Genomic DNA, 20781 nt, shown 5'->3' with positions numbered 1-20781 from the left:
AGTCGTCAATTGCCGATTCCGACCCATCAAGCCCCGTGGCACTTCTTGTACTTCTTGCCGCTGCCGCAAGGGCAAGGATCGTTGCGGCCCGGGGTGGCGTCCTTGCGGATGGGCTCGACGCGTGGGCCGAGGCTCTTGCCGATGCGGTGCAGGTCATAAACTGCCCAGATGGCCGCGCCCATGGCGTTGAGGCGCTCATCGCTCACACTGGGCGGGCCCTCCTCGGCGTGCATGTTCACGGTGGGCGGGTCGTTGTCGTCCTCGGTCAGGGTCACGATGGTGTCGAGCGATTCGTCGATCCAGCCGGCGGTTTCCTTGTCGCGCGGCGGAGCCCAGTCGTCACCCCAGTTTTCCACGACGAACATGAAACCCAGCGCCCAGACCTGCGCGTAGGCCGGGAGTTCCTGGTCCTTGAAGCCGGCCTGCTCGGCCTCGGGCAGCACGGCCACGGCACCGCGCACGTCCATCAGTTCGGGGTGGTAGCTGCGCTCGTCTTCGAGCGTGTCCACATCGGCAGCCAGCGAGGCCGCCACTTCGGCCTGACGGCGCGACCACAGCGCCATGAAGCGCTCGTACTGCGCGGTGTTGCTGAAGTGCGTGCCCTCATCCTGCGGGGCGGTGGGCAACGGCCCTGTGCCCAGCAGCACGGGCAGCCATTCGGCGGGCTCGATCGGGCGGCGCGTGCACAGCAGCGCGGCCATGGCGCCTTCGCAGAATTCCCATTGCGGCACCTCGTCGCCACGCGTGCGCAGGTCGTCCAGGATGGCGTCGAGCGCATCGTAGTCTTCGTGGTCCAGGGCCTCGTCGGGCGAGGCGGAGGGGGTGGTCGTTGTCATGGCGCGGGTCAGCGGGAGTTTTATGATGCCCCGCAGTGTATTCCCCGGTACACCCACGAAAGCCCGCATGCTCGACCGCCTCAACGCCCTCTACCCCGTGCGCTACACGGTTTTTGCACTGTGTGTGCTGATCGCCCTGTTGAGCCTGTTCGCACTGGTGGCCTTCGGGGAAGGTGGTTTCGTGTTTCTCGTGTTCGGGGCGCTCTCGGCCCTGGGCGCGTGGGATCTCCGCCAGACCCGCAGTTCGGTGCTGCGCAACTATCCGGTCATCGGCCACCTGCGCTTCATGCTGGAGAAGATCCGGCCCGAGATCCGCCAGTACTTTCTGGAAAGCGACACCGAAGCCACGCCGTTCTCGCGCAGCCAGCGCAGCCTGGCCTACGCACGTGCCAAGGGCGAGACCGACAAGCGCCCGTTCGGTTCGCAGGTGGACATGAATGCCGAGGGCCACGAATGGCTCAACCATTCGCTGCAGCCCAGCACACTGGACACACACGACTTCCGCGTGCTGATCGGCGGCGACGCCTGCACGCATCCGTACGACGCGAGTGTGTTCAACATTTCGGCCATGAGTTTCGGTGCACTCTCGGCCAACGCAATCCAGGCGCTCAACGCCGGCGCGAAGCGCGGTCGTTTCGCGCACGACACGGGCGAAGGCTCGATCTCGGAATGGCACCGCCGGCACGGCGGCGACCTGATCTGGGAAATCGGTTCGGGCTATTTCGGTTGCCGTGACGAGACCGGCCAATTCAGCGCGGAGCGGTTCCAGGCCAACGCCACCGACCCGCAGGTCAAGATGATCGAGATCAAGCTGAGCCAGGGCGCCAAACCCGGACACGGCGGCGTGCTGCCCGGCCCGAAGGTCACGCCCGAGATCGCCGCGGCGCGTGGTGTTCCGGTGGGCGTGGACTGTGTGTCGCCGGCCTCGCACAGCGCCTTCTCCACGCCGGTCGAGATGATGCATTTCATCGCCCGGCTGCGCGAACTCTCCGGTGGCAAACCGGTGGGCTTCAAGCTGTGCATCGGCCATCCCTGGGAATGGTTCGCCATCGTCAAGGCCATGCTGCAGACCGGCATCCGACCCGACTTCATCGTGGTCGATGGCGCCGAGGGCGGCACCGGTGCGGCGCCACTGGAATTCACCGACAACGTGGGCGCACCGCTGCAGGAGGGACTGCGCCTCGTCCACAACACGCTGGTCGGCGTGAACCTGCGCGAGCACATCAAGATCGGTTGCGCCGGCAAGATCGTGAGCGCCTTCGACATCGTGCGCGCCATGGCCATCGGCGCGGACTGGTGCAACAGCGCGCGCGGCTTCATGTTCGCGCTGGGCTGCATTCAGGCGCAGAGCTGCCACACCGGCCACTGTCCCACCGGCGTGACCACGCAGGATCCCGTGCGGCAGCAGGCGCTGGTGGTGCCCGACAAGACCGAGCGCGTGCTCCGCTTCCACCAGAACACACTGATGGCACTGCAGGAACTCGTGCAGGCCGCCGGCCTGCAGCACCCGCGCCAGATCACCTCGCACCACCTGGTGCGGCGCGTGAACGAGAATGAGGTGCGCCTGCTCGCCAACCTGCTGCCATCCACACCGCCCGGCGCGCTGCTGACCGATCTGGCCGCGCAGCACGCCGTGTTCACCACCTACTGGGAACGCGCCAGCGCGGAGCGGTTCGGGCTGGCCTGACGGCCGTCACATATCCCGGCCGTTGAATTCGTGCAGCGGGACGGTAGACAGGTCCAGACCCTCGACACAGCGCAGGTTCACCGCGGCCATGGCGTTGCCCTTGGGGTCGACGCCCTCGGCGTAGGGATGGATGCCGCAGGTGAGGCAGAAGCGGTGCTGGATCACGTGCTTGTTGAACAGGTAGGTGCCGGCCGCCTCATCGGGCGTCTTCAGTGTGAACTGCGCGCGCGGCACGAACCAGAGCAGCGAACCCTTGCGCGAACAGATGGAGCAGTTGCAGGACAGGGCGCTGTCAATGGTGCCTTCGACCTCGAACGCCACCTTGCCGCAGTGACAACTGCCTGTGTAGCGGGTGTTGGCCATGGGGAAACCTCGCAATGGATGAACGGACGTCACTTGTACCAGACCAGCACCGCGCACACGGCCGAAGCCAGCGCCGCCACGGTGCGCACATGGTTCCAGAAGGTCCACTCCCGCACGTAGACGGGCCAATAGGCCGCAGCCTCGGGCGATGCAGCGTCGATGCGCGCCAGCCGCTCGTTGCGCGGCACGTTCAAGGCGCCCGTGACGGCGAAGGTGCCCACGGCATACAAGAGGCCGGCCGCAAGCAACATCGGCTGCCAAGCCATCAACGACATCACCACACAGGCGATCGACAAGAGCAGCGTGCCCACGAACACGCCAAGGAACCAGGGGTTGATCACCACCACGTTGATGCGCTGCATGGCTGCCACGCCCTGCGCGGGCGGCAGTTGCGCCAGGGCTTTCATGACGAAACTGGAAAAGGCGAAGAAAACGCCACCGACGGTGGCGGAGCCGATGCTGCTGGCCAGGACGAGCAGGTCCGCCGCGCTCATGGTTCGACCCTCGCGCCCTTTTCGATCAGCAGCTCACGCAGGACCGAACGGTGGCAATGCGCTTCGTGCTCGCAATAGCACCCGACCGAAAAGTCCGACTGGTGCGACAGCGTGGCCAGCAACTCGAGGCTGCGCGCGTTGTCGGGCGTGGCCATCTCGGCGCGGTAGCGGCGGGTGAACGCGTTCCACTGCGCGGGCGTTCCGGCCGACTGGCCGAGCGTCATCGTCTCCACGCTGGGCGCGAGGTTGGGGTACCACACGTCGTACCAGTTGCCTGACGCGAATTCGCTTTTCGGCACACCGCGCGGCGGCCTTCGTACCGTGCCGATGCGCGTGCCCTCGCCCCTCGCCCGTTCACTGCCCAACCGCACCACCCGAATGCCCATCGCCGCCTCCTCGTGTCATCGAAGCCCCGACTGTCGCAGATCACATGCGATCAGATGCGCGAGCCGTCTTCCAGAAAACGCTCCTCGCGCTCGAGCACGCCTTGGTCGTTATAACGCTTGCGCCGCTGCAGCAGGCCGCGCTCGCCGTGTTCGTCCTCGCGCATCAGCACACCGTCCTCGCTGAAGTACTTCTGCCAGCCCGACAACCGCCCATTGCGCTCGACGTTGACCGCCGCCAGCTTGCCGTTGTCCCAGAAACTCTCGGTGGTGCGCTGCAGCTCGCGGCCTTCACGGCGGATCTGCTGGCGCATCTTCTGCTGGCCGTTCAGGTACCACTGCTGGATGCGCTGCTCGTAGCCCTCGGCCCATTGGGTCTCCTGGGTCATCTGGCCGCTTTCGGCCCATTCGCGCGCCACGCCCTCGCGGCCACCACCACTGTTGGGGTCGCGGTCGATGAAGTCGGTTTCCGAACGCTGTTTGCCGGAGGTGTAGAACACGCGCTTGATGCGCCGGCCGTCCTTGAGCTCTTCGCTGCGCACCAGGCGGCCTTCGCGGTCCAGCACGCTCAGCCGCTGCATCTGCCCCTTGAGGTAGCTCACTGCGCCCGAGGGCTTGCCGGGCTCACGATACAGCGTGACGTCGCTCGCGCGGCCCGCGTGGCCGCACACCTCGCGGTCCTGTGGTACCACGCTGGCCGGGGCGCAACGCAGCTCCTTGAGCGAACCGTCGGCGTGGTAGCCGATGGTGAGCACCGTGCGGCGCTCGTCGGAGAAATGCAGCTCCTGCAAATGACCCGCCTCCGCGAAAACCTTCTGCAGGCCCACGTTGCTGCCATCCTCCAGGTTTTCTTCGCGCCGCAGCGTGCCTTTGCCATCGAAAGTGCGCGCCACGCCGTGGCGGTTGCCTCGTTCGTTGACGGTGTACTCACGGCGTTCGCCATCGGACAGCACCATCACCACCGGGCCGACGAAGCGGCCGTCGCGCAAAGTCTGTTCGCGCAGGCGCACCGAACCACTGTCGTCGGTGCAGCGCATCACGCCACTCTTGCCGGCGGTGGTGTGGCCGTTGTTCGGGTTCACGCTCTCGCCGTTGAGCTCGCAGCGCTGCACGGCCCATGCCGGCGCGCACACCATCAGCACAAGGGCCAGCAACAACCGGCGGTGGCGTTCAGACGGCATGGGCGGGCTCCTTCCATTCGCGGCAGACGTGAACGCCGACGCGCGCCAGGCGTTTGGCCATGCAGAGGACAGCATCGTCCTTGCTGACCAGCGTGGCATGGTGCGCCGCGGCGAGATCGATGAACTTCTGGTCGTCGGCGTCCTTGCAGGTGTAGGCCGCCTTCGGTGCATCAGGCACGCATTGCGTGTGGCGGTCGAAGGCGTCGAGCACGTCCTGCGCGGGGCGTGCCTGCGTGGCCAGGCGGCGCGCGATCTGCGGGTACGCCAGCACGCGCGCCAACTCTTCGCGCATGGCGGCGGTCGCCAGCCAGGCGCCGGCCTTGCGATCGAGCGCGGCGCGCAACGGCGCGGTGGCCGGATCCTGGAAGACGAAGAGGTCGAGCGCGATGTTGGTGTCGAGCACCAGGACATCGGTGGTCATCGGCTCGGTGGACACGCTCACGCCTCGGGGGTGCGGGGCCTGCGTGGGGTCAGGTCGAAACGGAACAGGCGACATTCGATCGGTCCGTTCCACATCGGCACCCGGCGCGACTCCTTGAAGCGCATCTTGCCGGGCAGCTTGAGATCGGGCGTGAGCAGCCAGGCGCTCCAGCCAGCGTAGTGCGTCTTCCAGTGCGCGGCGAGCTGGTTGAAGAAGTCGCTGCCATCGCCTCCGTCCGCCATTTGTGCGCTCTCACGGCCCTGGCCTGCGGCGGGCGGCGGCGGGGCGCCCACTGTGAAGGTGCGCGGTGCACGCGGTGCCATGCGCTGCGCACGGGCGCTGGCGCGGTCCTCCGAGTTCTGCCCGGCCACACCGGCGGCGGCGATGCGCTCACCGTAGGGCGGGTTGAGCAGCAGCACACCAGGCCGTTGCGTGGGCGGGGTGCGCTGCAGAGCATCGCCACCGCGCAACTCCACCGCGTGGGACACGCCCGCACGCTCGGCATTGCGCTGCGCGAAGTCGACCATGCGGAAGGACACATCACTGCCAAACACGATGGGGGCGTGGCCCTGTGGCCATTCGCGCTGCTGCTTCAGCGCATCGGCCTTGATCGCCTGCCACACGTGCGGCTGGAAGGGGAGCAACTTCTCGAACGCGAAGCGGCGCGACTGGCCCGGCGCGATGTTGAGTGCGATCTGCGCCGCCTCGATCACCACCGTGCCGCTGCCGCAGCAGGGGTCATACAGCGGCGCGATCTCCTGCAGCGGCGTGGCGGCGTCGGCGTTCCAGCCGGTGGCGGCGATCATCGCCGCGGCCAGGGTCTCCTTCAGCGGCGCATCGCCCTTGTCCTCGCGCCAGCCGCGCTTGAACAGGGGCTCGCCCGAGGTGTCGATGTACAGGCTGACCGTCTCTGTGGTGAGGTGCACGTAGATGCGCACATCGGGCCAGGTGGTGTTCACGCTGGGCCGTTCGCCGCGTTTGGCGCGGAAGCGGTCGCAGATCGCGTCCTTCACTTTGAGCGCCGCGAAGTTCAGCGAATTCAGCGGGCTGTGCTGCGCGGTGATCTCGACCTTGATGGTCTCGGCGGGCGTGAACCAGATCTCCCAGGCGACTTCGGAAGCCGCGTTGTACAGGTCCTGCTCATTCCGATAGCCACCGTGCCAGAGTTGCACCAGCACGCGCTGCGCCAGTCGGCTGTGCAGGTTCAGGCGCATGGCGTCGCGCCAGGAGGCATTCAGTGCCACGCCTCCGCGCGCCTTGTAGGGCGAAGCCTCGCCGGTGATGCGCTGCACCTCGGCGGCGAGAAAGTCCTCCACGCCGGCGGCGCAGGGGAGAAAGACTTGGAGTTGATTCATGTGGAGTTTCGCCGCCGGACAGCCCCTGGGCGAGACGCACCCCCTGGGAGGCAGCGACCCGCGCAGCGGTGGGGCGTGGGGGTCATAGCGCTTTGCGCAGGTTCGCGGGCGCGATGCGCAGCGCCTCACGGTACTTGGCCACGGTGCGGCGGGCGCACTCGATGCCCTGTTCGCGCAGCAGGTCGGAAAGCTGGTTGTCCGACAGCGGCTTGGCCGGTTCTTCTGAAGCGATGAACTGTTTGAGCAGCGCGCGCACCGCGGTGCTGGACGCGTTGCCACCGGTTTCGGTGCCGAGCGAGGAGCCAAAGAAGTACTTGAGTTCGTAGGTGCCGAAAGGCGTGGCCATGTATTTGGCGGTGGTCACACGGCTGATGGTGGACTCGTGCAGACCGAGTTCGTCCGCGATCTCGCGCAGCACCAGCGGCCGCATGGCGAGTTCGCCATGCATGAAGAAGTTGCGCTGGCGTTCGACGATGGCACTGGAGACGCGCAGGATGGTGTCAAAGCGCTGCTGGATGTTCTTGATGAACCAGCGCGCCTCCTGCAGGCGCTGTTGCATCGCCGCGTGGCCGGCCTCGCCCGCGGCATCGCGTCCGCCCCGGTTCTGGCGCATGGCATTCGCATACACGTCATGCACACGCAGCCGGGGCATCACATCGGGGTTGAGGATGACCTTGAAGCCACGACCAGCGCGGGTGACGATGACGTCCGGCACCACCACGTTGCGCTCGACGTCGATGAAGCGGCGGCCTGGCTTGGGCTCCAGGCGTGCAATGAGGCTGAGCGCGGCGCGCGCGGTCTCGTCGTCGATGCCACAGAGGTTGCACAGGCGCTTCACGTCGCGCTTGGCCATGAGCTCCAGCGGCTGGCTGCAGATGGCGAGCGCGGCACGCGCCTCGGCGGTGTTGCGCAGCTCCAGGATCTGCAGGCGCAGGCATTCACCCAGGTCGCGCGCGCCCACGCCCGACGGCTCCATGTGCTGCAGCAATTGCAGGGCCACGGACAGGCGCTGCTCCAGCATCTCGCGCTGTTCCAGCGCGTCATCCGGTACACCCACCAGGGTCGGCGTGCCGGAGAGATTCAGCCAGGCCTCGGCCAGTTCGGTGAGACCTTCTTCGAGGTAGCCGTCGTCGTTGAGCGACTCGATGAGGAAGTACAGCGCAGCGCGGTCTTCGTCCGACAGGCGCAGGCAGCGCGCCTGCTCGTGCAGGTGGTCCTGCAGGCTGACGGGCGAACGCGCCAGGTCGGCCGCGCTGGCGGTTTCCTCGCCGTCGCCCGAACCGCTGTTGCGTGCGGGCGCCTCGCCGCCCCACTCGCTGTCGTCGGGCGCCATTTCCACGGTGCCGTCGCCTTCCCAGCTTTCTTCCACGGGGGTGGCACCGTCGAGCTTGCTTTCCAGGGCGTCCCCCTCGGCCGCACCGTCGGAGGCGGCGCTGCCGGAGTCGGTGGATGGCGCCAGCAGCGAGCCAGGTGCTTCCGGCAGCGAGGCCTCGGCAATCTGCTCGCCCGCGCTCACCGGCACATCGGTCTGCTCCAGGCCGAAGGTTTCCCGCTCGGCGATGTCTTCGGAGCGTTCAAGAAACGGGTTCTCGTCGAGCATCTGCTCGACTTCCTGCGCCATCTCCAGCGTGGACAGTTGCAGCAGCCGGATCGACTGCTGCAGTTGGGGCGTCAGCGCCAGATGCTGTGAGACGCGGAGGGAAAGGCCTTGCTTCACGGCCTCACATCCTGAAGTGTTCGCCGAGGTACACGCGGCGGACGTCGGCGTTTTCCACGATCTCGGCCGGGGTGCCGCTGGTGAGCACGTGGCCGTCGTTGATGATGTAGGCGCGGTCGCAGATGCCCAGTGTTTCGCGCACGTTGTGGTCGGTGATCAGCACACCGATGCCGCGCGACTTGAGAAAGCCGATGATGCGCTGGATCTCGATCACCGCGATCGGGTCGATCCCCGCGAAGGGCTCGTCGAGCAGGATGAAGCGCGGGTCGGTGGCCAGGGCGCGCGCGATCTCGACGCGGCGGCGTTCGCCACCCGAGAGCGCGGGCGCCGGCGAATCGCGCAGGTGGTCCACATGAAGATCCTGCAGCAACGCGTCGAGGCGGCTCTCGATGGTGGCCGCATCCAGCGACCGGCCCTTTTCATCCACCTGCAGCTCCAGCACGGCACGCACGTTCTCGGCCACACTGAGCTTGCGGAAGATCGATGCTTCCTGGGGCAAATAGCCCAGACCCAGGCGCGCGCGGCGATGGATCGGCAGGCTTTCGATGGACTGGCCATCGAGCATGATCTGCCCCGCGTCGGAGCGCAGCAGGCCCACCAGCATGTAGAACGAGGTGGTCTTGCCAGCACCGTTGGGGCCCAGCAGGCCGACCACCTCACCCTTGAAGACAGCGAGCGAAACGTCCTTCACCACCTTGCGACTGCCGTAGGCCTTCTGCAGGCCACGTGCTTCGAGCCGGCTCACCACCGGTGCGGGGCGGGCCCTGACGGGCGCCGCCGGACTGGAAGCGGGAGCCGTCACTGGCGGCCCTCTTCGATTTGCGGACTGGGCTTGAGCGTGGCCGGCGGCGCCGACGGCAAGGGGGGTGGCGCACCGTCCTTGGGCACGGGCGTGAGCATGGCGCGCACGCGGCCGGTGGGGTTGGAGGGCGTGCGGTTGGCGACGCCGCCGTCCACCGTGAACACATCGGTGGTGTTGTTGTAGACGATGACGTTGCCGGTGGTCTCGTCGTTGAGCTGGGTGCCCTTGAAGCGCTTGAGCACGGCGTTGCCCGTGAATTTCACGGTGTCGGCCTTGCTGTCGTAGTCGATGCGCGTGCCGGTGCCTTCGATGAATTCCTCCACGTTGTCGCGCTTCTGCCGGAAGAAACCCGGCGTGCCATGCACCACACCAAACTGGTTGCCCTGCGCATCCTGGCGCACTTCGACCTGGTTGCCCCGGATCAGGATGGTGCCCTTGGTGATGACCACGTTGCCCGTGAACACGCTCGTCTGCCGGGCATCGTCATGGCGCAGGGCATCGGCCTCGGCGTTCAGCGGCTGGTTGCGGTCGGCTTTTTCGGCCTGGGCAGCGCCAGCGCACCACAGCGCGGCAACGAGAAAGGCGGCCCGGGGAACAGCACGTCGGAGGTTGGGATGGAAGGGCATGGTACTCAAGGGCACGAAACTTGCATTCATTGTAGCGGCCACCCACCGCTTCCCTGCGAGGAACTGCGTTTTGCCGTAGCACATTGCACGGTCAAACCCCACCAATCAGAAGGCCCGCACAGGGCGGGCCTTGAGCAGGGGATCAGCGGCAGGCGCGTCAGGCCTTGCGCAGGTCGGCGATCAGCGCATTGGCCACGGCCAGGGTGCGCGGGCCCTGACCGGGCAGGTAGTAGCGACCCGCGATGCCGAGGGAGGGCGTGCCCTCCACGGAATAGGCGTCCTGCAGCTTCACCGCGCGCTCCAGCTTCTTGCCCGTGGCATCGCTGTTGAACACTTCGGTGAACTTCGCACGGTCGACACCCTGTTTGGCCACCCAGTCGATGATCGCGGGCGGCGTGGTCAGCGGCTGGCGCTCCACATGGATGGCATCGAACACCTTGGCGTGCAGCTTGCCAACAAGGTTCATGGCCTCCAGCGAGAAATACAGGCGCTGCATCGGGGCGAACTGGGGGCTGAACCCCACCGGCATCCGCTTGACCGTCACGTGGGCCGGCTTCTTCTGGATCCACTCCTCGAACACCGGCTCGAAGTTGAAGCAGTGGATGCAGCTGTAGGCAAAGAACTCCAGCACCTCGACCTGGCCCGCCGGGCTGTCGACCGGCACGGGCTGGGGCAGCCGGATGTAGTCCGTGCCCTCCTTCGGGCCGATGCGCTGCGCCAGCGCAGGCGTCAGGGTGAAGCCCCCGGCGGTGGCCAGGGCCGTGGTGCCAGCGGCGACCAGGGAGCGGGAAAAATCGCGACGTTGCATGGAATCAGACTCCAGGGGAACAAGCCTGTTTGGGGCGACCCCGGCGGGCAAAAGTTCCCCCCGGGGCAAAGCTTCAGCGCTGGACGCGCACGAGGGCCGCTTCGATGTTGTTGACCTGGAGCTGCTCCAGCGTCAGGTCGGCGAGCGCCTTCTGGTTGAACGGCCCGACGCGCACACGGAACACCGTGCGGCCGTTCTGCTCGCGTTCGCTGACCGCAGCGTCGACGCCCAGCATGGCCAGCTTGGCGCGCTGGGCTTCGGCGTCTTCCGGCGTGCGGAAGGCACCCGCCTGCACGAAATAGGTGAACGGATCGGCACCGGGTGCGGCGGCCGCGGTGGGCGGCGTGGCCGCTGTCGGTGCGGCAGCAGGCTGGCCGCCGCGTGACTGCATCAGGTCGCCCAGGGGATCGCCGGCAGGGCGGGTGGCCGGGGCGGGGAGCGCCTGACCATCGGCCGGGGGCACCACGATGGCACCGGGCGTCTGGGCGGCCGGAGCGGCGGGCGGCGGGGCGGTCACGGCCGGCGTGGCGGCGCCGCCGAGACCCCGGTTGGGGTTCCAGCCCTTGTTGCGCTCGGCTTCAAGCGCGTCCTGGTCGGGGTTGCGGGAGACGTTGCGGTCCACGAACGGGATCGGCACGCGCGTGACATACACAGCCACCGCCAGCGCGGCGCCCAGGCCCACGAGCAGGCCGATCACGAAACCCATGAGGGTGCCGCCGAAGGAGCTTCGGGTCGCAGAGGGCTTCTTTTTCATCGCTTGTTCACCATCACATCTTCTCGGGGGCGCTGACGCCCAGCACCGCCAGGCCATTGTGCAATACCTGTGCGGTGGCCTTGACCAGCGCCAGGCGCGCCCTTTTTACCGCCTCATCATCGACCAGGATGCGCTCGGCGTCGTAGTAACTGTGGTAACTGGCGGCAAGTTCGCGCAGGTAGAAGGTGACATCGTGCGGCGCGAAGTCGCGCGCGGCATCGGCCAGCATGGTCGGGTACTTCGCCAGCAGCAACATGAGAGCCTGAGCAGGCGCGCTATCCAGTGCGGAGAGGTCGGCATCGGCCAGCGCGGCCGCGTCGCCCCCCCAGGAGGCCAGCACCGAGCAGATGCGCGCGTGGGCGTACTGCACGTAGTACACCGGGTTGTCGTTGTTCTTCTGCACCGCCAGATCGACGTCGAAGGTGTATTCCGTGTCGGGCTTGCGGCTGAGCAGGAAGAAGCGCACCGCGTCCTTGCTGGTCCATTCGATCAGGTCGCGCAGTGTCACGTAGCTGCCGGCGCGCTTGCTGATCTTGACCTCTTCGCCGCCCCTCACGACGCGCACCATGGTATGCAGCACGTAGTCGGGATACCCGGCCGGAATGCCCACTCCCGCAGCCTGCAAGCCTGCGCGCACACGGGCGATGGTGCCGTGGTGGTCGGTGCCCTGGATGTTGATGACCTTGGTGAAGCCACGCTCCCACTTGGCGATGTGATAGGCCACGTCGGGCACGAAGTAGGTGAACGAACCGTCGGACTTGCGCATGACGCGGTCCTTGTCGTCGCCGTAGTCGGTCGAACGCAGCCAGAGCGCGCCGTCCTGCTCGTAGGTCTTGCCCGCGTCCACCAGCTTCTGCACCGCCGCCGCGACGCGGCCACTGGTGTAAAGGCTGGACTCCAGGTAGTAGTGATCGAATTTCACCGCGAAGGCCTGCAGGTCCAGATCCTGCTCATGGCGCAGGTAGGCGACGGCGAACTGGCGGATGCCGTCCAGGTCGTTCACGTCGCCACTGGCCGTGAACTCGCGGTCATCGGCCTTCACGGTCTGTTTCGCCAGAAAGTCGTTGGCGATGTCCTGGATGTAGTCGCCGTTGTACGCCGCCTCGGGCCAGCCGGCGTCCCCCGGTTTCACGCCCTTGGCGCGCAACTGCGTGGACGTGGCCAGGGTACCAATCTGCACGCCCGCGTCGTTGTAATAGAACTCGCGGTGCACGTTCCAGCCCTGTGTGGCGTACAGGTTGCAGATGGCGTCGCCCAGCGCAGCCTGGCGGCCGTGGCCCACGTGCAGGGGCCCGGTGGGGTTGGCCGAAACGAACTCCACCATCAGGCGCTGGCCGTTGGACGGCTGCGTTCCGAACGCGTCACCCGCTCCGAGCACCTCGCGCACGATCTGCTGCTTGGCTTCGGGCTTGAGGCGGATGTTCAGGAAACCGGGGCCGGCCAGATCGATATCGGACACCCATTGCTGGTACACCGGCTGCGCCAGCAACAGCGTGCGCAGGTTCTCGCCCAGCTGGCGCGGATTGAGCTTGAGGGGTTTGGCCAGCTGCATGGCCGCTGTACTGGCGAAATCGCCATGGGCCGCCACCTTGGGCGATTCGAACGCCGCCTTGGCGCCGGCGCCGGGAGAAAGGCTGTCGAGCGAGCTGGCCAGGCCGGCCAGCAGTTCCTGTTTGATCTTGAGCATAGGGGGGAGATTTTAGGCGGCGGGGGGGTGCACAGGCCGCAACCGCTCGCGGGCCGCCGCTTTCACCGCCGCCGTGAGCCGCTGGGCCGAGGGCGATTCGTGCGCCCAGTGCTGCCAGTAGAGCGCCACATCCACCGTGGCGCCGGGCAGGATTTCCTGCAGCTGCGGGCGCTTGGGCAGGTGTTGCTCGGGCATCATGCCCCAGCCCAGCCCCAGCTCGACCGCGGTCTCGAACGCCTCCACCGCCGGCGCGAAGTGCCGGGGGTAACGCGGCTGCCGCAGGCCGAAGTGCTGTTCGAGAAACGCGTCCTGCAAGGCGTCCTTGCGGTTGAAGATGATGGCCGGCTGCGCCAGCAGCCGGTGCAGCGAGACGGCGCCACGCGGCGTGCGGCAGCGCTGCACCACCGCCGGTGCGGCCATGCAGTGGTAACGCATCACGCCCAGCGTCTCGGCCACGCAACCGCGCATGGCGGTGGACAGCGTGGTGACACAACCCAGCACGTCGCCGCTCCTGAGCGCCGCATGCGTGTGGTCCTGGTCGTCGATCATGATGTCCAGCAGCAGATGGTGGCGCTGCAGCAGCGCGGCCACACCCGGGAGGAACCAGCCGGCCACCGAATCGGCGTTGATGGCCACCGCCAGGCTCTGCCAGCGCACCTTGCCCTGGCCAGGCGCACCACCCTGAAGGCCATCGAGCAGGTCGGCCTCCATCAGCCGCACCTGCTTCACGTGCGCCAGCAGCGCCTGCCCGGCCGGCGTGGCCCGCACCTGCTTGCCCCGCACGAGCAGGCGCTGGCCCAGCGTCTCTTCCAGCGATTTGATGCGCAGCGACACCGCGGCCAGCGTGATCGACAGGGCCTGCGCGGCCGGTCCGAACCCGCCGTGTTCCACCACGGCGGCCAGCGCTTCCAGTTGTCGAACGTCCAGCATGCTCTTATCAATATTTATTTAACCAATTCGAGTTTAAGTTAACTCTGTTTAACATAACCCATTCCGGGCGCACACTCGCGGCCGTTTCTGCATTCGGTTCTCCGGAGTTCTCATGACCCTCACCTTCCCCACCTTCACCGCCGGCATGGTGCTGAGCATGTCGCTGATCATGGCCATCGGCCCCCAGAACGCCCATGTGCTGCGCGTGGGCCTTCAGCGCCAGCACCTGTGGCTCACCGTGCTGACCTGTGCCCTGGCCGACATGGTGCTCATCGGAGCGGGCGTGCTGGGCCTGGCACGGCTGGGCGGGCTGCCCGACAAACTGCTCGGCGCCATGGTGGGCGCGGGAGCGCTGTTCCTCGCGGTGTACGGCTGGAAGGCATTTCAGCGCTTCCTCCGGCCCACGGCACTTGCAATCGACACGCAGGCCGGTGGTGCTCCCGCCAACCCGGTGTCGCGCCGGCACGCCGTGCTGGCCGCACTGGCCTTCTCATTCCTCAACCCTCATGCGTGGATTGACACTGCCGTGCTCATCGGCACCGCTTCTCTGGCGTACGGCCAAGGCAGCACCGTGTTCGGCCTGGGTGCGGCCACGGGCTCGCTGGTGTGGTTCGTGGCACTGGGCGGCGGCGCCTTCTGGCTGGGCCGGCGGCTCAATTCGCTGCACGTCTGGCGCGCGCTGGATGGGCTGGTTGCGCTCATGATGTGGGGCACGGCCGCCTGGCTCCTCGCCAGCCTGTTCTGACCCCGGAGGTGCTTCCATGTCCACCGCACTGCGCGGCGCCGACGCGCCGGTGACCCTTTTCGGGCCCGACTTTCCCTTTGCCTTCGACGACTGGGTTGCCCACCCCGCCGGCCTGGGTGAGTTGCCAGCCGAGCGCCTGGGGCAGGAGGTGGCCATCGTCGGCGCGGGCATGGCGGGCATGGTGGCCGCCTACGAACTGATGAAGCTCGGTCTCAAACCCGTGCTGTACGAAGCCTCGCAGATGGGCGGCCGCTTGCGGTCACGGGCCTTCGAAGGCGGGCACGGTGTGGTCGCCGAGCTCGGTGGCATGCGCTTTCCGGCGTCGAGCACCGCGTTCTTCCACTACGTCAACCGCCTGGGGCTGGAACGCCAGCCCTTCCCCAACCCGCTCACGCCCGCCGCCGGCTGCACCGTGATCGACCTCGAAGGCCACACACACTGGGGCCGCACGCTGGCCGATCTGCCGCCGCTGTTCGCGGAAGTGGCCAGCGCCTGGGCCGAGGCCCTGGAAGAAGGCGCGGGCTTTGCCGGCCTGCAGCAGGCGCTGCGCGAGCGCGACGCGGCGAAGCTCAAGGCGCTGTGGAACCAGCTCGTGCCGCTGTGGGACGACCGCACCTTCTACGACTTCGTCGCCACATCGCAGGCCTTCTCGCGCCTGCCGTTCCAGCACCGCGAGGTGTTCGGCCAGGTCGGCTTCGGCACCGGCGGCTGGGACTCGGACTTTCCCAATTCCATGCTCGAGATCCTGCGCGTGGTGCTCACCGGCTGCGACGAGAATCAGCACCTCATCGTGGGCGGCGTGCAGCAGGTGCCGCTGGGCCTGTGGCACCACGCACCCCCCGCTGGCGACATGCGCCACTGGCCAGCGGGCACCACGCTGGCCAGCCTGCACCACGGCGCGCCGCGCCCTGGCGTCACCGCCATTGCGCGCGCGGCCAGCAACGAACTCGCCGTCACCGACACCTGGGGCAACGTGCGCACCTACCCGGCCGTGCTCACCACCTGTCAGAGCTGGCTGCTGACCACGCAGATCGCGGTGGAGGAATCGCTGTTCTCGCACAAGCACTGGATGGCACTCGACCGCACGCGCTACATGCAGTCGTCCAAGACCTTCGTGATGGTGGACCGCCCGTTCTGGAACGACCTTCGGGACAACGGCTGGCCGCAGATGGGCATGACGCTCACCGACCGGCTCACACGCGGCACCTACCTGTTCGACAACGGGCCCGAGCAACCCGGCGTGATCTGCCTGAGCTACGCCTGGATGGGCGATGCACTCAAGATGCTGCCCCACAACACCGAGAAGCGCGTGCAGCTCGCGTTGCAGGCACTGCGCAAGATCTACCCCGACGTGGACATCGCCAGCCACATCATTGGCGACCCCATCAGCGTGTCGTGGGAAGCCGACCCGCACTTCCTCGGCGCGTTCAAGGGCGCGCTGCCCGGCCACTACCGCTACAACCACCGCATGTACAGCCACTTCATGCAGGAAGGCTTCGCGCCTGCGGAGCGGGGCATCTTCATCGCCGGCGACGACGTGTCCTTCACCCCGGCATGGGTGGAAGGCGCGGTGCAGACCTCGCTCAACGCGGTGTGGGGCATCGTGAAGCACCTGGGCGGCCGCACGCATGCAGCCAACCCGGGCCCCGGCGACGTGTTCGCCGAACTGGGGCCGATGGCGTTGCCCGACTGAGCGCCGCTACAGTGTGCGTCTCCCCCGGAAGAACCCATGATCCAGCGACGCCACCTCACCCTTGCCGCCACGATGGCCGTGGCCCTCTCCCCTGTTCGCGGCCTCGCCGCCGTTCCGCAGCCGGCGCAATGGCAGCAGCTCGAAACCGCAGCGCAAGGCCGGCTCGGCGCCTGCATTCTCGACACCGCCACCGGGCAGATGCATGGCCACCGCGCCGACGAGCGCTTCATGATGCTCAGTTCCTTCAAGCTGCTGGCCAGCGCCCTCGTGCTGGCCCGCGCCGACCGGGGCCAGGAATCGATCGAGCGCCGCATCACCTATTCGAAACACGATCTCGTCACCTATTCGCCGGTGACCGAGAAACACGCCGGCACGCCCGACGGCATGAGCCTGGCTGGCCTGTGCGAGGCCACCATCACCACCAGCGACAACACCGCCGCCAACCTCATCCTCGCGAGCTACGGCGGTCCCGAGGCGCTCACGCGCTTCGCGCGCGAACTGGGCGACGACAGCACGCGGCTGGACCGCAACGAGCCCGGCCTGAACACCGGCACGGCGGCCGCGCTGCTTGACACCACCACACCACGCGCCATGGCCCTCACCCTGCAGAAACTGCTGCTTGGCGATGCGCTCTCGCCGGTCTCGCGGCAGCGGCTGCAGCAATGGCTGGTGGGCAACACCACGGGTGACAAACGGCTGCGCGCGGGCCTGCCCGCCAGCTGGCGGGTGGGCGACAAGACCGGCACCAACCGGACTGACGCCAACGACATCGGCATCGCCTGGCCCGCCAACGGCCGCGCGCCCCTCATCATCACGGCCTACCTCGCCGACAGCAGCGCCGACAGCACCACCAGGGACGCCACCCTGGCCGGTGTGGCCCGGCTCGCCGCAAGCCTGGTCGCCTGAAGGAAGCCCCGTGAGTGCCCCACACGACACCCTGGACCTCGCGCTCTGGCAGTGCCCTTATGCCGAGCGCGCCGCCGAAGCCCTGGTGCTCCTTGACGCCACCGCGGCACAGGCCCGCGCGCAGGGAGCGGCTCTGCTGGTGTGTCCCGAGATGTCGCTCACCGGCTACCAGATCGGCGCAGCGGGTGTGGCCGCGCTCGCCGAGCCGGCCGATGGCCCCATGGCCCAGGCCGTCGCCGCGATCGCGCATCGGCACGGCATCGCCATCGTCTACGGCTACCCCGAACATCGGCCGGGTGGCCAGCCCTACAACGCCGCACAGTGCATCGCCGCCAACGGCGAGCGCATTGCCAACTACCGCAAGACGCACCTGTTCGGCGACATCGACCGGTCGCAGTTCAGCCCTGGTCCACAAGCGCCGGCGGTGTTCGAGTGGAGCGGCTGGCGGCTCGGCCTGCTGATCTGCTACGACATCGAATTCCCCGAACCCGCGCGCGGCCTTGCCTTGCAGGGGGCCGACGCCATCCTGGTGCCCACGGCCAACATGGTGCAGTTCGACGAGGTGCAGCGTGTGCTGCTGCCGGCGCGCGCACTGGAGAACCGCATCTGCCTGGCCTACGCCAACGCCTGCGGGCGGGAAGGTGCCACCACCTACGGCGGTCTGAGCACGGTGTGCGGCCCGAGGGGCGAGTTCCTGGGTCAGGCCGAACGGGGCGAGGCTCTGCTCTTCGCCACCTTGTCGCGCCCTGCGCTGGACAGCGCGCGCGCCACCTCGCAGCTGGCAGACCGGCAGGCGGGCCTGTACGGGATTCTGTCCCGATAGCCTCCGACGCCGGTGACATAACTGTCGTCATCGCGGTGTAGCCTCGCGGCATGGATTCGCTCATCACCGCTGCGGCCCGCGCCCTGGCCTCGGGCGACGCGCTTGGCGCACTCAAGCGCGTGGCGCTGCGAGATGACCCGCCGGCGCTGGCGCTGCGCGGCATCGCCATGGCCCAGCTCGGCGAGCACGCGCGTGCCCGCGAGCTGCTGCGCCGAGCTGCGCGCGGTTTCGGCGCCCACGAAGCCGTGGCACGGGCCCGCTGCGTCGTGGCCGAAGCCGAGGTGGCCCTCGCGATGCGCGATCTGAAGGGATCAACGCGCCCATTGGCCACGGCCGCAACCACCCTCCTGGTGCATGCCGACCACGCCAACGCGCGGCAGGCACTGCTCATCTCGGCCCGCCGGCTGCTGCTGCTCGGCCGGTTGCACGAAGCCGCACAGACCCTGGCCCGGCTGGACACCGGGTCGCTGTCTCCCTCGCTGGCGGCGGTGGCCGGACTGGTCGGCGCCGAGCTCGCGCTGCGTTCGCTGCGCATCGAGGATGCGCGCGCCGCCCTGGCCTACGCCCACGCAGCCGCCAGCCATGCGCGCGTGCCCGCGTTGCAGGCCGAGGTGACACAGGCGCTGGCCTTGCTGGAGCGCCCGGCCGCGCGCCGGTTGAACGCCGATGGCGAAAGCCTGCTGCGGCTCGACGAAGTGGCAGAACTCGGAGCGCGCCCTGCCCTGGTGGTGGATGGATGCCGGCGAGGGCTGGGCAGCGGCCCCCACTGGCAGAACCTCACACGCCGTCCGGTGCTGTTCGGCCTGGCGCGCGCGCTGGCCCAGGCCTGGCCGGGCGATGCCGACCGCGACGCGCTGATCGCCGACACGTTCCGCACCCGCCACCCCGATGAAACACACCGTGCGCGCCTGCGCGTGGAAATCGGGCGCCTGCGCGCGCTCGTCAGGCCCATGGCCCGCATCGAGGCGACCCCGCGCGGCTTCGCATTGAAACCCCTCGATGAACGCGAGGTCGTGCTGCTGGCGCCGCCCATTGACGGGGAGCAGGCCTCGCTGGTGGCGCTGCTCTCGGACGGTGCGGCCTGGTCCACCTCGGCACTGGCACTGGCGCTGGATGCGAGCCAGCGCACGGTACAGCGCGCGCTGGCCGAACTTCAGGAACAGGGCCGCGTGCGCGCCGTCGGGCAAGGGCGTGCGATGCGCTGGCTCGCCCACCCGATCGCCGGATTCACGACGATCTTGTTACTCCCTGCTTCGCTGCCCATTCAATAAAGTGACCTGCACCCGCCGATGTCCGGCGCCATTCACAGGAGCACCCGATGAAACAACCCACCACCCCCACACGCCCCGCCGAGATCGTGCGCGAGTACGGCCCCTTCCGCGGGTCCGAGCGCGTGCACGGCGTCACGCACGACGGCCAGAACGTCTGGGCCGCCACCGACGAAGGCATCGTTGCCTTCGATCCAGCCAGTGGCGAGATCACCCGCACGCTCGAACGCACGGGCGACGCGGGCACCGCGTTCGACGGCAGGCACCTCTACCAGATCGCCGAAGCGCGCATCGACAAGATCGACCCCGCCACCGGCCAGGTGCTGGCCTCCATTCCCGCGCCCGGCGCCGGTGCCGACTCCGGCCTCACCTGGGCCGAAGGCAGCCTGTGGGTGGGCCAGTACCGCGACCGCAAGATCCACCAGATCGACCCGGCCACGGGTGCCATCCGCCGCACCATCGAGTCCGACCGGTTTGTCACCGGCGTCACCTGGGTCGATGGCGAGTTGTGGCACGGCACCTGGGAAGGCGAGGCGAGCGACATCCGCCGCATCGACGCGCACAGCGGCGCGGTGCTTGAGCGGCTCGACATGCCGGCCGGCATCGGTGTGAGTGGCCTCGAAGCCGATGGGGCCGATCTTTTCTACTGCGGCGGTGGCGCCAGCGGCAAGGTGCGCGCGGTGCGGCGCCCCAGGAACACGTGACCGGGTGAAAAGTGCGACCTGCGCTTTCATGTCGAAACCGCGTAACCTGCTTCGTCGTGCATGCAGCGGCGGGCTTTTTCCGGCCCGCTGCCCCGGATCACCGCCGCATGCCATTCAACATGAAAGGACACCGCCATGAGCACCGCCCCTTCCCGCGCCGTTCGCCTCCACCGCGTCTTCAAGGCGCCGCCCGAGAAGCTGTACCGCGCCTTCCTCGACGCCGACGCCCTCGCCCGCTGGCTGCCGCCCTACGGCTTTCTCTGCAAGGTGGATCACCTGGAGGCCAAGGTGGGCGGCACGTTCCGCATGTCGTTCCGCAACTTCACCTCTGGCAACGCCCATTCGTTCGGCGGCGAGTACGTGGAGCTCGTGCCGAACGAACGCATCCGCTACACCGACAAGTTCGATGACCCGAACCTGCCTGGCACGATGTCGGTGGACGTGCAGCTCAAGGCCGTGTCCTGCGGAACCGAACTCAACGTGGTGCAGGAGGGCATTCCGGATGTGATTCCGCTGGAGATGTGCTACCTGGGCTGGCAGGAGTCGCTGGCTCAGTTGGCCTTGCTCGTTGAGCCCGACATCCCGGATTGACAGGCGT

Annotated in this window: 22 protein-coding genes; 8 read left to right on the top strand and 14 right to left on the bottom strand. The window is 67.9% G+C overall.

All coding sequences use genetic code 11. From position 1 onward, the window contains the following. Positions 1-26: 26 nt before the first annotated feature. Complete coding sequence (locus tag J2X09_RS15720; protein ID WP_204734331.1) at positions 27-836, bottom strand: YecA/YgfB family protein; 810 nt, start codon at positions 834-836, stop codon at positions 27-29. A 67-nt stretch (positions 837-903) separates the two neighbouring features. Between J2X09_RS15720 and J2X09_RS15715 the strand changes: the two genes are divergently transcribed. Next, positions 904-2523, top strand: coding sequence for an FMN-binding glutamate synthase family protein (locus J2X09_RS15715; RefSeq protein WP_204734330.1), 1620 nt, complete (start codon positions 904-906; stop codon positions 2521-2523). Between the two features lie 6 nt (positions 2524-2529). On the opposite strand, the gene J2X09_RS15710 is transcribed toward J2X09_RS15715, so the two are convergent. From J2X09_RS15710 to J2X09_RS15650, 13 genes are all read right to left on the bottom strand, one after another. Next, positions 2530-2886: a GFA family protein gene (locus J2X09_RS15710; RefSeq protein ID WP_204734329.1), complete on the bottom strand. Its 357-nt coding sequence runs from the start codon at positions 2884-2886 to the stop codon at positions 2530-2532. 29 nt (positions 2887-2915) lie between these two features. After that, positions 2916-3380 carry an anthrone oxygenase family protein gene (locus J2X09_RS15705; RefSeq protein ID WP_204734328.1) on the bottom strand — a complete coding sequence of 155 codons (465 nt, stop codon included), beginning with the start codon at positions 3378-3380 and terminating at the stop codon, positions 2916-2918. After that, a complete protein-coding gene (locus J2X09_RS15700; protein WP_204734327.1) occupies positions 3377-3766 on the bottom strand; it encodes a DUF488 domain-containing protein in 390 nt (129 codons plus the stop codon). Before J2X09_RS15700 ends, J2X09_RS15705 begins: the two co-directional genes overlap by 4 nt. A gap of 50 nt (positions 3767-3816) precedes the next feature. Next, the gene (locus J2X09_RS15695; protein WP_204734326.1) at positions 3817-4944 is read right to left on the bottom strand and encodes a toxin-antitoxin system YwqK family antitoxin; all 1128 of its coding nucleotides are present in this window, start codon (positions 4942-4944) and stop codon (positions 3817-3819) included. Further along, the gene (locus J2X09_RS15690) at positions 4934-5365 is read right to left on the bottom strand and encodes a putative toxin-antitoxin system toxin component, PIN family (protein WP_204734368.1); all 432 of its coding nucleotides are present in this window, start codon (positions 5363-5365) and stop codon (positions 4934-4936) included. Before J2X09_RS15690 ends, J2X09_RS15695 begins: the two co-directional genes overlap by 11 nt. 17 nt (positions 5366-5382) lie before the next feature. Beyond that, entirely contained in the window at positions 5383-6720 is a 1338-nt protein-coding gene (locus tag J2X09_RS15685) for a THUMP domain-containing class I SAM-dependent RNA methyltransferase (RefSeq protein WP_204734325.1), read from the bottom strand. Positions 6721-6802: 82 nt separating this feature from the next. Then, a complete protein-coding gene (gene rpoN / locus J2X09_RS15680; RefSeq protein ID WP_204734324.1) occupies positions 6803-8437 on the bottom strand; it encodes an RNA polymerase factor sigma-54 in 1635 nt (544 codons plus the stop codon). 4 nt (positions 8438-8441) lie between these two features. Continuing rightward, positions 8442-9239, bottom strand: a complete 798-nt coding sequence (gene lptB, locus J2X09_RS15675) for an LPS export ABC transporter ATP-binding protein (protein WP_204734323.1) — start codon at positions 9237-9239, stop codon at positions 8442-8444. Beyond that, positions 9236-9895, bottom strand: a complete 660-nt coding sequence (lptA, locus tag J2X09_RS15670; protein WP_204734322.1) for a lipopolysaccharide transport periplasmic protein LptA — start codon at positions 9893-9895, stop codon at positions 9236-9238. Before lptA ends, lptB begins: the two co-directional genes overlap by 4 nt. Positions 9896-10022: 127 nt before the next feature. After that, the gene (locus tag J2X09_RS15665) at positions 10023-10673 is read right to left on the bottom strand and encodes a thiol:disulfide interchange protein DsbA/DsbL (protein WP_204734321.1); all 651 of its coding nucleotides are present in this window, start codon (positions 10671-10673) and stop codon (positions 10023-10025) included. 73 nt (positions 10674-10746) lie between these two features. Next, positions 10747-11427, bottom strand: coding sequence for an SPOR domain-containing protein (locus tag J2X09_RS15660; RefSeq protein WP_204734320.1), 681 nt, complete (start codon positions 11425-11427; stop codon positions 10747-10749). A gap of 13 nt (positions 11428-11440) precedes the next feature. After that, complete coding sequence (gene argS, locus J2X09_RS15655; protein ID WP_204734319.1) at positions 11441-13114, bottom strand: arginine--tRNA ligase; 1674 nt, start codon at positions 13112-13114, stop codon at positions 11441-11443. A gap of 12 nt (positions 13115-13126) precedes the next feature. Beyond that, positions 13127-14044 (bottom strand): HTH-type transcriptional regulator ArgP, encoded by a 918-nt coding sequence (locus tag J2X09_RS15650; RefSeq protein WP_204734318.1) that lies wholly within the window; start codon positions 14042-14044, stop codon positions 13127-13129. Positions 14045-14156: 112 nt separating this feature from the next. Here J2X09_RS15650 and J2X09_RS15645 point away from each other — a divergent pair, with 112 nt between their 5' ends. From J2X09_RS15645 to J2X09_RS15615, 7 genes are all read left to right on the top strand, one after another. Beyond that, complete coding sequence (locus J2X09_RS15645; RefSeq protein WP_204734317.1) at positions 14157-14789, top strand: LysE/ArgO family amino acid transporter; 633 nt, start codon at positions 14157-14159, stop codon at positions 14787-14789. Positions 14790-14805: 16 nt separating this feature from the next. Next, positions 14806-16482, top strand: coding sequence for a flavin monoamine oxidase family protein (locus tag J2X09_RS15640; RefSeq protein ID WP_204734316.1), 1677 nt, complete (start codon positions 14806-14808; stop codon positions 16480-16482). Positions 16483-16518: 36 nt separating this feature from the next. Beyond that, positions 16519-17388 carry a class A beta-lactamase gene (bla, locus tag J2X09_RS15635; protein WP_204734315.1) on the top strand — a complete coding sequence of 290 codons (870 nt, stop codon included), beginning with the start codon at positions 16519-16521 and terminating at the stop codon, positions 17386-17388. 10 nt (positions 17389-17398) lie between these two features. Then, the gene (locus tag J2X09_RS15630; protein WP_310308716.1) at positions 17399-18211 is read left to right on the top strand and encodes a carbon-nitrogen hydrolase family protein; all 813 of its coding nucleotides are present in this window, start codon (positions 17399-17401) and stop codon (positions 18209-18211) included. Positions 18212-18261: 50 nt separating this feature from the next. Beyond that, positions 18262-19482 carry a helix-turn-helix domain-containing protein gene (locus J2X09_RS15625; RefSeq protein WP_204734314.1) on the top strand — a complete coding sequence of 407 codons (1221 nt, stop codon included), beginning with the start codon at positions 18262-18264 and terminating at the stop codon, positions 19480-19482. A gap of 47 nt (positions 19483-19529) precedes the next feature. Continuing rightward, on the top strand, positions 19530-20183 hold the full coding sequence (locus tag J2X09_RS15620; protein WP_204734313.1) for a Vgb family protein: 654 nt from the start codon (positions 19530-19532) through the stop codon (positions 20181-20183). Between the two features lie 135 nt (positions 20184-20318). After that, a complete protein-coding gene (locus tag J2X09_RS15615; protein ID WP_204734312.1) occupies positions 20319-20774 on the top strand; it encodes an SRPBCC family protein in 456 nt (151 codons plus the stop codon). Positions 20775-20781 lie beyond the last annotated feature (7 nt).

The organism is Hydrogenophaga laconesensis (assembly GCF_031457235.1).
GTDB classification, from domain to species: Bacteria; Pseudomonadota; Gammaproteobacteria; order Burkholderiales; family Burkholderiaceae_C; genus Hydrogenophaga; species Hydrogenophaga laconesensis.
Note: the sequence above shows the minus strand (reverse complement) of the source record. Positions and strands in the feature narration are given on the sequence as shown.

Bases quoted from the DNA above. Each gene is read 5' to 3' on its own strand.
- J2X09_RS15720 (WP_204734331.1), bottom strand. From the start codon at position 836: ATGACAACGACCACCCCCTCCGCCTCGCCCGACGAGGCCCTGGACCAC.
- J2X09_RS15715 (WP_204734330.1), top strand. From the start codon at position 904: ATGCTCGACCGCCTCAACGCCCTCTACCCCGTGCGCTACACGGTTTTT.
- J2X09_RS15710 (WP_204734329.1), bottom strand. From the start codon at position 2,886: ATGGCCAACACCCGCTACACAGGCAGTTGTCACTGCGGCAAGGTGGCG.
- J2X09_RS15705 (WP_204734328.1), bottom strand. From the start codon at position 3,380: ATGAGCGCGGCGGACCTGCTCGTCCTGGCCAGCAGCATCGGCTCCGCC.
- J2X09_RS15700 (WP_204734327.1), bottom strand. From the start codon at position 3,766: ATGGGCATTCGGGTGGTGCGGTTGGGCAGTGAACGGGCGAGGGGCGAG.
- J2X09_RS15695 (WP_204734326.1), bottom strand. From the start codon at position 4,944: ATGCCGTCTGAACGCCACCGCCGGTTGTTGCTGGCCCTTGTGCTGATG.
- J2X09_RS15690 (WP_204734368.1), bottom strand. From the start codon at position 5,365: ATGACCACCGATGTCCTGGTGCTCGACACCAACATCGCGCTCGACCTC.
- J2X09_RS15685 (WP_204734325.1), bottom strand. From the start codon at position 6,720: ATGAATCAACTCCAAGTCTTTCTCCCCTGCGCCGCCGGCGTGGAGGAC.
- lptA (WP_204734322.1), bottom strand. From the start codon at position 9,895: ATGAATGCAAGTTTCGTGCCCTTGAGTACCATGCCCTTCCATCCCAAC.
- J2X09_RS15665 (WP_204734321.1), bottom strand. From the start codon at position 10,673: ATGCAACGTCGCGATTTTTCCCGCTCCCTGGTCGCCGCTGGCACCACG.
- J2X09_RS15660 (WP_204734320.1), bottom strand. From the start codon at position 11,427: ATGAAAAAGAAGCCCTCTGCGACCCGAAGCTCCTTCGGCGGCACCCTC.
- argS (WP_204734319.1), bottom strand. From the start codon at position 13,114: ATGCTCAAGATCAAACAGGAACTGCTGGCCGGCCTGGCCAGCTCGCTC.
- J2X09_RS15650 (WP_204734318.1), bottom strand. From the start codon at position 14,044: ATGCTGGACGTTCGACAACTGGAAGCGCTGGCCGCCGTGGTGGAACAC.
- J2X09_RS15645 (WP_204734317.1), top strand. From the start codon at position 14,157: ATGACCCTCACCTTCCCCACCTTCACCGCCGGCATGGTGCTGAGCATG.
- J2X09_RS15640 (WP_204734316.1), top strand. From the start codon at position 14,806: ATGTCCACCGCACTGCGCGGCGCCGACGCGCCGGTGACCCTTTTCGGG.
- bla (WP_204734315.1), top strand. From the start codon at position 16,519: ATGATCCAGCGACGCCACCTCACCCTTGCCGCCACGATGGCCGTGGCC.
- J2X09_RS15625 (WP_204734314.1), top strand. From the start codon at position 18,262: ATGGATTCGCTCATCACCGCTGCGGCCCGCGCCCTGGCCTCGGGCGAC.
- J2X09_RS15620 (WP_204734313.1), top strand. From the start codon at position 19,530: ATGAAACAACCCACCACCCCCACACGCCCCGCCGAGATCGTGCGCGAG.
- J2X09_RS15615 (WP_204734312.1), top strand. From the start codon at position 20,319: ATGAGCACCGCCCCTTCCCGCGCCGTTCGCCTCCACCGCGTCTTCAAG.